Origin of the sequence: Streptomyces sp. MK37H, assembly GCF_018035285.1 — a bacterium.
GTDB classification, from domain to species: domain Bacteria; phylum Actinomycetota; class Actinomycetes; order Streptomycetales; family Streptomycetaceae; genus Streptomyces; species Streptomyces endocoffeicus.
The window spans coordinates 1-3990 of the sequence record NZ_JAAAYH010000616.1 but is presented as its reverse complement, the minus strand read 5'-3'; the positions used below and the strand labels follow the sequence as shown (position 1 = coordinate 3990).

At 72.6% G+C, this 3990-nt stretch carries 3 protein-coding genes; all 3 read left to right on the top strand.

Going from position 1 to position 3990, the window contains the following annotated elements:
* Positions 1 to 1660: L-aspartate oxidase (locus tag GWI24_RS41620; protein ID WP_210951209.1), on the top strand; the 1660-nt coding region annotated here is incomplete at its 5' end.
* Entirely contained in the window at positions 1657 to 2688 is a 1032-nt protein-coding gene (gene nadC / locus GWI24_RS41615) for a carboxylating nicotinate-nucleotide diphosphorylase (RefSeq protein ID WP_210951208.1), read from the top strand. The genes GWI24_RS41620 and nadC, both read left to right, overlap by 4 nt.
* A gap of 107 nt (positions 2689 to 2795) precedes the next feature.
* Complete coding sequence (locus GWI24_RS41610) at positions 2796 to 3593, top strand: type III pantothenate kinase (protein ID WP_020870373.1); 798 nt, start codon at positions 2796 to 2798, stop codon at positions 3591 to 3593.
* The last annotated feature ends 397 nt before the right edge of the window (positions 3594 to 3990 follow it).

Here is a 3990-nt window from a genome sequence, read left to right as displayed (position 1 = left end):
CGGGCTGACCGCGGCGCTGCGCTGCGCCGCGGCCGGGGCCAAGGTCACCGTGGTCACCAAGGCCCGCCTGGACGACGGCTCCACGCGCTGGGCCCAGGGCGGCATAGCCGCCGCCCTCGGCGAGGGCGACACCCCCGAGCAACACCTGGACGACACCCTGGTGGCCGGTGCCGGGCTCTGCGACGAGCAGGCGGTGCGGGCGCTGGTCACCGAGGGCCCCGACGCGGTGCGCCGGCTCATCGCCACCGGCGCCCGCTTCGACGCCGACGACGCCACGGGCGAAGTCCTGCTGACCCGCGAGGGCGGCCACCACCGCCGCCGGATCGCCCACGCGGGCGGCGACGCGACCGGCGCGGAGATCTCCCGGGCCCTGGTCGAGGCGGTCCGCGCGGCCGGTATCGAGACCGTGGAGAACGCCCTGGTGCTCGACCTGCTCAAGGACGGCTCCGGCCGGGCGGCCGGGGTCACCCTGCACGTCATGGGCGAGGGCCAGCGGGACGGCGTGGGCGCGGTGCTGGCGGACGCGGTCGTGCTCGCCACGGGCGGTATGGGCCAGATCTTCTCCGCCACCACCAACCCCGCCGTCTCCACCGGCGACGGGGTCGCGCTCGCGCTGCGTGCGGGGGCCGAGGTCAGCGATCTGGAGTTCGTGCAGTTCCATCCCACGGTGCTGTGGCTGGGCCCGGATGCGGAGGGCCAGCAGCCGCTGGTCTCGGAGGCGGTGCGCGGCGAGGGCGCCCATCTCGTGGACGCCGACGGGGTGCGGTTCATGCTCGGGCAGCACGAGCTGGCCGAGCTGGCGCCCCGCGACATCGTCGCCAAGGGCATCATGCGGCGGATGCGGGAGCGCGGCGCCGAGCACATGTACCTGGACGCCCGCCACTTCGGGGCCGAGATGTGGGCGCGGCGCTTCCCGACCATCCTCGCCGCCTGCCGCGCCCACGGCATCGACCCGGTGACCGAGCCCATCCCGGTCGCCCCGGCCGCGCACTACGCGAGCGGCGGGGTCCGCACCGATCTGCGCGGCCGCACCACCGTCCCCGGCCTCTACGCGTGCGGGGAGGTCGCCTGCACCGGCGTCCACGGCGCCAACCGCCTGGCCTCCAACTCCCTTCTGGAGGGCCTGGTCTTCGCGGAGCGCATCGCGGAGGACATCACCGCTGGGGCGGAGTCCACCGGGGCCGGGGGGCGCGAGCGGCCCGCGGAGCGGACCAGGCCGTCGGCTCCCGCCGCTTCCGGCGACGCGCCCCTGCTCGCCTCCGAGGCCCGCTACGAGATCCAGCGCATCATGACCCACGGCGCCGGAGTGCTCCGCTCCGCCGAGAGCCTGGCCCGCGCCGCCGACCGGCTGGAGCGCGTCCGGGACGACGCCGTGGCGCAGTTGCGGCGGGACGGCAAGACGGCCGAGCCCGGGGTCGAGACCTGGGAGGCCACCAACCTCCATCTCGTCGCCAGGGTCCTGGTGGCCGCCGCGCTCCGCCGCGAGGAGACCCGCGGCTGCCACTGGCGCGAGGACCGCCCCGAGCGGGACGACGCGGCCTGGCGCCGCCACCTGCTGGTCACCCTCCGCCCGGACGGCGCCCTCGATGTCCGTGCCACGGACTCCGAAGCGTTTCCCCCATCGACCACCCCCCGAGCCGAGACGGAGTCCCGCCCGTGAGCAGCAGCACTTCCGAAAACCGTCAGTCACCCGTGTCCCTGCCGCTGCTCCAGATCGGCGGCCCCGGTGCGGGGGGCGGCTGCGGCGATGGCTGCGGCTGCGGCGGTGACGACGGTGGACTCGACCCGATGGAGTGCGGTCTGGACCCCGATCTGGCCGAGCTGCTGATCCGCGCCGGACTCGACCCCATCCAGGTCGAGGACATCGCCCACATGGCCATCGAGGAGGACCTCGACCAGGGCGTGGACGTCACCACCGTGGCCACCGTCCCCGAGGACGCCTTCGCCACCGGTGACTTCACGGCCCGTGAGGCGGGCACCGTCGCGGGGCTGCGGATCGCCGAGGCGATCCTGTCCGTGGTCTGCACGGACGAGTTCGAGGTCGAGCGGCATGTCGAGGACGGCGACCGGGTGGAGCCCGGCCAGAAGCTGCTCAGCGTCCGCACCCGCACCCGCGACCTGCTCACCGGCGAGCGCAGCGCGCTCAATCTGCTGTGCCGGCTGTCCGGTATCGCGACCGCGACCCGTGCGTGGGCCGACGCCCTCGAGGGGACGAAGACCAGGGTCCGTGACACCCGTAAGACCACCCCGGGGCTGCGCGCCCTGGAGAAGTACGCGGTGCGCTGCGGCGGCGGGGTCAACCACCGGATGTCGCTCTCGGACGCCGCGCTGGTCAAGGACAACCACGTGATCGCGGCGGGCGGCGTCGCGGAGGCGTTCGGCGCCGTACGGGCCGAGTTCCCGGATGTGCCGATCGAGGTGGAGGTCGACACCCTGGAGCAGATCCCGCCGGTCCTGGAGGCGGGCGCGGATCTCATCCTGCTGGACAACTTCACCCCGGAGCGGACCCGCGAGGCCGTCGAGCTGGTCGCCGGGCGCGCCGCGCTGGAGTCCTCGGGACGGCTGACGCTCGCAGGCGCCCGTACGTACGCCGAGACGGGCGTCGACTATCTGGCGGTCGGCGCGCTCACCCACTCCTCCCCGATCCTGGACATCGGCCTGGACCTGCGCGAGGCCGAGGAGAAGTAAGCGATGCTCCTGACCATCGACGCAGGGAACACGCGCCCGCCCGTCGCCCCACCCACCACCCCAGGGCTCGCCCTCGGCCGTGAGCCCGACCGGAAGCGGTGCCGCCCATGCTGTTGACCATCGACGTCGGGAACACCCACACCGTGCTCGGCCTCTTCGACGGCGACGAGATCGTCGAGCACTGGCGGATCTCCACCGACGCCCGCCGCACCGCCGATGAACTCGCCGTTCTGCTGCAGGGCCTGATGGGCATGCACCCGCTGCTCGGCGAGGAGCTGGGCGACGGCATCGCGGGCATCTCCATCTGCTCCACCGTCCCCTCCGTTCTCCACGAGCTGCGCGAGGTGACCCGCCGCTACTACGGCGATGTGCCGTCCGTCCTGGTCGAGCCGGGCGTGAAGACCGGTGTGCCGATCCTGGTGGACAACCCCAAGGAGGTCGGCGCCGACCGGATCATCAACGCGCTGGCCGCCGTCGAGCTCTACGAGGGCCCGTGCGTGGTGGTCGACTTCGGCACGGCGACGACCTTCGACGCGGTCAGCGCGCGCGGGGAGTACGTGGGCGGGGTGATCGCGCCGGGCATCGAGATCTCGGTCGAGGCGCTGGGCGTACGCGGGGCGCAATTGCGCAAGATCGAGTTGGCCCGCCCGCGCAGCGTGATCGGGAAGAACACGGTGGAGGCCATGCAGTCCGGCATCCTCTACGGCTTCGCGGGCCAGGTGGACGGAATCGTCCGCCGTATGGCGCGCGAGCTCGCCCAGGACCCGGAGGACGTCACCGTGATCGCCACCGGCGGTTTGGCTCCCATGGTGCTAGGAGAATCCTCAGTGATCGATGAGCATGAGCCCTGGTTGACCCTGATCGGCCTCAGACTGGTCTACGAGCGGAACGTCTCGCGCGGCTGAGCACCGGTGATCAGCTCTTCACCCCGGTGCTCGACCGCATTGACGGCATTCCGAAACGAATTCCCGCACTCGGGATTCGTCCCGCGCAACTGATCGCTCATCGCCAATGGGGCAAGGGGCGGTCAAGGGAAAGACGGCACATCGAATTCCGTATTGACAAGCGGAACGGCCGTCGACCATGTACACCGGCACCCGGATGCGACGGTCCGCCCCCGGGTGCCGGGTCCGGACGGGACCGCCTCGGCGCGGTCCCGTCCGGCGCTTCCCCCGTATGGCGGCTCGGCGTCCGCAACGCGCCGCACCGTCCGGCGCTCAGCGAAATTTGTCCGCTTAGCACTTAAAGTCGCCCCATGCCCACGCCATATGGATCCCGCGGCGGAATGGCGTTCAGTGCGGA

What these genes read in the sequence shown, in the direction of transcription:
- GWI24_RS41610 (WP_020870373.1), top strand. Translation starts at nt 2,796, where the DNA reads ATGCTGTTGACCATCGACGTCGGGAACACCCACACCGTGCTCGGCCTC.